At 59.5% G+C, this 5,589-nt stretch carries 4 protein-coding genes and 3 pseudogenes; 5 read left to right on the top strand and 2 right to left on the bottom strand.

Annotated features, from left to right (window positions below):
* Positions 1-438: pseudogene (locus tag EN943_RS34415) on the bottom strand (aldehyde dehydrogenase family protein); the annotation flags it as partial.
* A gap of 611 nt (positions 439-1,049) precedes the next feature.
* Between EN943_RS34415 and EN943_RS34405 the strand changes: the two are divergent.
* Complete coding sequence (locus EN943_RS34405) at positions 1,050-1,388, top strand: helix-turn-helix transcriptional regulator (protein WP_063169282.1); 339 nt, start codon at positions 1,050-1,052, stop codon at positions 1,386-1,388.
* Entirely contained in the window at positions 1,378-2,694 is a 1,317-nt protein-coding gene (locus tag EN943_RS34400) for a HipA domain-containing protein (protein WP_063169281.1), read from the top strand. Before EN943_RS34405 ends, EN943_RS34400 begins: the two co-directional genes overlap by 11 nt.
* 569 nt (positions 2,695-3,263) lie before the next feature.
* On the opposite strand, the gene EN943_RS34395 is transcribed toward EN943_RS34400, so the two are convergent.
* On the bottom strand, positions 3,264-3,623 hold the full coding sequence (locus EN943_RS34395) for a hypothetical protein (protein ID WP_126066776.1): 360 nt from the start codon (positions 3,621-3,623) through the stop codon (positions 3,264-3,266).
* A 516-nt stretch (positions 3,624-4,139) separates the two neighbouring features.
* On the opposite strand from EN943_RS34395, the pseudogene EN943_RS38655 reads away from it, so the two are divergent.
* From EN943_RS38655 to EN943_RS34380, 3 genes and pseudogenes are all read left to right on the top strand, one after another.
* A pseudogene (locus EN943_RS38655) lies at positions 4,140-4,673 on the top strand (IS21 family transposase); the annotation flags it as partial.
* Between the two features lie 10 nt (positions 4,674-4,683).
* Positions 4,684-4,997: pseudogene (locus EN943_RS34385) on the top strand (ATP-binding protein); the annotation flags it as partial.
* A gap of 192 nt (positions 4,998-5,189) precedes the next feature.
* Positions 5,190-5,589, top strand: a 400-nt coding sequence (locus EN943_RS34380) for a hypothetical protein (RefSeq protein WP_164747207.1), incomplete at its 3' end; no start/stop codon positions are given.

The raw sequence follows: 5,589 nt of genomic DNA, 5'->3' as shown, positions 1-5,589 counted from the left end.
TTGGACGTAAATGCGGTTCGCGGAAACGCAGGTCTGGCCGGCATTGCGGAACTTCGCCTGGACCGCACCGTCAACAGCACCGTCAATGTCGGCATCATCGAAGATGATGAAAGGTGCATTGCCGCCGGTTTCAAGGCTGACCTTCTTGATCTGGTCAGAGCACTGACGCATCAGCAGCCGTCCGACCTCGTTCGAACCGGTAAAGCTGATCTTTGGAATTGGTGCAGAGTTCACGGCCCACGCGATCACCTTCGGACGCATAGATCAGGTTGACCACGCCATCGGGAAAGCCGGCCTGATGGCGAGAGCAAACATTGCACCTAGCCACGCCACGATAAGATCGAGCGCGGCTTCGTTGCGTGCGGGTCTGTGGTCAGTGGAGGGCGGAGGAAAAGCGCTCGGCGTGCTCGCCCTCGCGATACCACTGGTTCGCGCCGGCAAGCGCCAGTTTCTGAGGCAAATCGCCGAACAGCTGGTAGAGCCTTACTCTCAGGGCTTGGCATCTATGTCGCCTACGACCGCCACATGCAGCCCGTCGCGTGCGAAAGCGGCTTTGTGGAAGGCGCTTAGATCGGAGGGCGTTACGCTAGTCAGCCTCCCTTGGGCGGTCTCGAATACGGATGCGTGCGTAGATTCCGCGCCGCCAGGCCAGCTCGGCGATCGCATGAGGTTCGCGCTCATTGGCAATGATTTCGGAGAGAAGCTGGGCGCGTATGCGGTCGAAAAGTGCTGGTGTAGCCGGATGCGGGTCCCGCCGCCGAGAATGTCGGCCAGCAGTCGAGCGCCGCGGCCCCGCACCAGGGACCGCCCATGAATGACTCATGCGAGGCGTCTCAAGGCTGTCCGCGATCCAGCGCCAGATCTCCGCCTCGCCCGAGACGCGCAGAGCTGGCCGGTTGTGCAGGAGCCGTCGGCAATATCCGCCTTCCTCGTTCGGATGGGTAACGCTTGCGATACGGAGTCTTGACTTTGGCAGTCGCTCTGTGACATTACCTATATAAAGTTCGAAAGAAGGCGATATGGATCATGCATAGGTCACAGAGACCCGAATGAAGGCAACGTATAAACGCACCTATTCGCGCTACGCGATGGAAGCGCTTGGCCTTTTCGGTAAGACCATCCGGCTTGGCCGGATGCAGCACCGGTTAACCGCACAGGAGTTAGCCGAGAGAATCGGTGTTTCACGCAGCACCCTGCAGCGCATCGAGAAGGGCGATCCCAAAGTCGAAATCGGACTGATGTTCGAAGCTGCTGCCATTGTCGGTGTGAAGCTGTTCGATGCCGACGGCAATGGCATCACAGCCCTCACAGGCCGCATGGACGATCGCATCGCGCTGCTGCCGAAGCACGTCTACAAGGCCGGCAAGCAGATCGTCGATGAGTTCTAAGGTCCCCAAGTACGACGAAGCCTATGTCTGGGTCTGGCTGCCGGGCGAGACCGCGCCGGTTGTCGCCGGGCGGCTATATGCCCATGACGGACTCGTCAGCTTCAACTATGGCAGGAGCTTTCGTGAACTGGGAAGCGCGATCCCGCTTTATCTCCCGGAACTGCCCCTGAAGGCAGGCGAATTGCCTTTGCTTCCTGGCCTAACCATGCCGGGATGCATCCGCGATGCTGCCCCTGATGCCTGGGGACGACGGGTTATCCTAAACCGCAAATTCGGTGTGAAGGGCGATGAAATCGCGCGGCTCGATATTTCAGAACTGACGTTCTTGCTGGAATCAGGCTCGGACCGCATCGGCGCGCTCGATTTTCAGTTTTCGCCAATGCATTACGAGCCGCGCGCACTGGCCAATGCCACTCTCGAAGAGCTTGTCCAATCGGCGGAGCGGGTAGAGAAAGGTATTCCGCTCACCCCCGAATTAGATCAGGCGCTGCATCACGGCAGCTCGATCGGCGGCGCAAGGCCAAAGGCGCTGATCGAGGGTGACGCCGTCAAGCATGTCGCGAAATTTTCCTCGTCTGCCGACCTTTACAGCGTCGTCAAAGGAGAATTCATAGCCATGCGGCTTGCCGCCTTGTGCGGCATCAGAGCGGCATCCGTCTCGCTCGTTCGCGCCGCAGGCAACGACGTGTTGCTCGTCGAGCGATTCGACCGGATCAAGGTCACGGGCGGCTGGCAACGCAAATCCATGGTCTCAGCGCTGACGATGCTCGCGCTCGATGAGATGATGGCGCGTTACGCCAGCTACCAGGATTTGGCGGAGATCATTCGCCACCGATTCACCGCGCCGTCGGAAACTCTGCGCGAGTTGTTCAGCCGCATTGTCTTCAACATACTTTGCGGCAACACCGACGATCATGCCCGCAACCATGCGGCATTCTGGGACGGCGCTAAGCTCACCCTCACGCCTGCGTACGATATTTGTCCGCAGGCCCGCAGTGGCCAGGAGGCCAGCCAGGCCATGCTCATCAGCGGCAATAACCGCATGAGCCGGATAGCGTCCTGCCTTGAAGCGGCGCATCACTTCCTGCTCAGCGCGCCGGAAGCTCTTGCGATTGTTGAAGGCCAGCTCCGATGCATTGCGGAGAATTGGCCGCGTGTCAGCGAGGAAGCTACGCTATCCGGCACAGATCGCAATCTGTTCTGGGGCCGACAGTTCCTCAATCCCTACGCTTTTACGGCGCTGGAAGGAAGCGCCGACGTTCTCCGCGCTCTGGCTGACGAACTACGCAACAGTGTTCACGCCTGATCCGGCGCTGGATTTCGGACAAGCTCGGCAAGCGCAAGACGCCCACAATATCGACAACCCTTGCCGTGCCAGGACGAAGATTGAACAAACGGCTCTTCAACAGTGACAACGTGCACTGCGGAGAGATGTGGAGCTGACACCGCAAAAGCCCAAGACGCGCGACTTCCCGCGATACAACTCCACATAACTGAGCGTCTACAAGCGGTGCAGCCAGCCAAACATCCAGCCATCAAAGCGATGATCGTCTGATCTTTTGCCGATGACATCACGTCGGGGAAGCCTTGTTCGAGCGCTTGCCGCTTCATATCGATACCGGCCTGGGCGTAGCGCATCGTTAGTTCAGCCCGAGTGGCCTGGCCATCGACTGATGGTGGCGATGTCAACACCCGCCTTGACGAGGTGGATGGCCGTCGTGTCCCGCAAAGGGCGATGATGGATGCTTTTTTCCGCCATGGTGGTTCCTTCGCCCGCAGCCATGTGTGCGCAGCAAGTATGGAACACCGAACCGGGTGAGCAGTGTGGGGCGGTCGTTGCTTTGCTCGGCGGGACAGGGCGATACCAGACGAAGGTCACAATCGAAGATTCAGGATCCCTGAACTCGTGCATCCGTATTGAACATCAGCGAAAACAGAGCGTAATCCCGCTGTCCAGAAGGCGTGCGGCGGACGATACGCGCCAGGACGCTCTTGATTTCCGGGCTCATCGAGATATTCGACAGGTGCCACCCACGCGCCCTCTTGAAGGGAAGTGTCACCACCAGTTGCAGCGTATCCTAATATTCGGGGTGCTCCGAAATCAGGAACCGCGCAAAGGCATGCATCGCCGCCAGCCTTGCATTGCGGGTCGCAACTGCCACGCTCGACCTCAAGTGATGTGAGAAAGCTGCCCATCCTGTCGGTATTGATGTCGGAGACCGCTTCTTCTTTCAAGAATATCTTCCCGCTCTCCCGCGGCATGAGCCCGTGGCATGCTTCGGCCCAATGCTGTGGATTGATGTTTCTTCATGCCACAACCTCGCTGACGAGACCGCCGAAAGCCCCTTCAAAGCGGTCGGTGGCGATCTCTCGCAGCTTTGGAAGGTAGTGCATTGATTTTTCGTGGAATGGGGACCCTGTTTAAAGGGTGATTTTCGTCCAAACGGGACCCCTTAACGATGGGGTCATCAAGATGCCTCCGGCTTGATCGGAGGCATTTGTGTTTTGGATGTTGGTTTTAGAGACGATTGCAAAGATACGTCGGCTGTCGCTGGTCCAGGGGAAGTCGATCAAAGCGATCTGCCGTGAGCTGAAGATCTCGCGCAAGGTGGTGCGCAAGGTCCTGCGTTCTGAGGAGACGCAGTTCCGCTACGAGCGCAAGCACCAGCCCTATCCCCGCATGGGAGCTCGGCGTGAGACGCGGGACCGGCTGCTGTCGGCGAATGCGGCCAAGCCGCAGCGGGAGCGGCTGCCGGTCGCTTCGACGGCTTCCATTGCATTCCCCCGTCGGTGTCGAAGACCTGCACGGTGCGCTTCGACAACAACAAATACTCGGTGCTGTCGAGTGCCGTCGGTCGGCCCATCGAGATCCATGCTTATGTCGATCGGATCGCATCCGCCAGAGGATGGCGTGGTCGTGGGAGAACACGTTCGCTCCTTTGGCCGCAACGAGGTCGCCTACGATCCCTGGCACACGGCGCGCGCCGTTCCTTGGCTGGGTCGTGCGGTCGGCAATGGAGAAGGTGCGGCGCAGCTCAAGGCGGTTGATGACGTCGACCGGCAGATGGTGTTGATCCTCACCTGGGTGCTGACCGACGGATTGAGCGCGGTCGAGGCCGCCTGTCAGGAAGCCATCGAGCACGGTGCATCGTCGGCGCCGGTGATCCTCAACATCCTGGCCCGCAGCCGCGATCCGGCGCCGGGCACGATCCTTTCCATTCCCCAAGCGCTGAAGCTAGCTCACGAGCGGTCGCCGACTGCACCCGCTATGACAGTCTCAGGAGGACAAACAGCCATGGAACGCACCGAGGTACTGGAACTGATGGGAGCGCTGAAGCTCTACGGAATGCGCAGAGCCTATGACGAGATCATGGGCGCGTCGCCATCAAGCGACGGCACGAGCCGCCCAGGATTGTCGGTGATCTCTTGCAGGCCGAGATATCGGAGAAGCAGGCCCGCTCCATCAAATACCAGTTCGCTGTCGCCAAGTTGCCGCTGGCCAAGGACATCGACGACTTCGACTTCGCCGACACGCCGGTCACCCCCTGATGCGCGATCTCGCCCGGCCGCGCCTTCGTCGCCGATCAGCGCAACATCGTCCTGGTCGGCCGCCTTCACGGGTCACCCAACTCGCGCGGAAGGTCGACCGCATTGCGACGGGCGCGTGTCGACTTCCCAACAATGTCAGACAGGAGACGCAACGCTATCGGAGCGATCGCATTGCCCGAAACGATTTTCCCAGTTGGCACGACAATTGCGGTCCTATGCGCAAAAGCAAACTAGACCTGAGAGCCGCACCGCATGAATGTAGCCTCCCAATATCTGCCGCTTGTGGCGCATCACGAAGCCGGGCACGCGGTGGCCGCCATCGTTTTGCACCGTCAGACGTTCGACGACGACCGTGAACTCCCTGCTTTCTCAAGTGTTAGTATTTACCCCGACGTCGGTGACGGAGAGTGCGGTGGTGTTGTCGAAGGCGCGGGTTTTTATTCAGCGCAAGGATTCACCTCGAAGCGAAAGCCGATTTTCGAGGACGATATGGATCGATGTTTGGAACGCGATGATGCGATCCGGGAGATAGTTGCGTGTCTGGCAGGTCCTTTTGCAGAATCCGCATTCGAAGGCTATCTGGACCCGCGCGATATGGCGATGAATGCGTCCGATGGGAATGAGGGGAGCAGCGACTACGCGGATGCCAAGC

Origin of the sequence: Mesorhizobium sp. M7A.F.Ca.US.006.01.1.1 (genome assembly GCF_003997935.1) — a bacterium.
Taxonomy (GTDB): Bacteria; Pseudomonadota; Alphaproteobacteria; order Rhizobiales; family Rhizobiaceae; genus Mesorhizobium.
The sequence above is the reverse complement of the archived record's forward strand: the minus strand, read 5'-3'. Positions and strand labels throughout refer to the sequence as shown.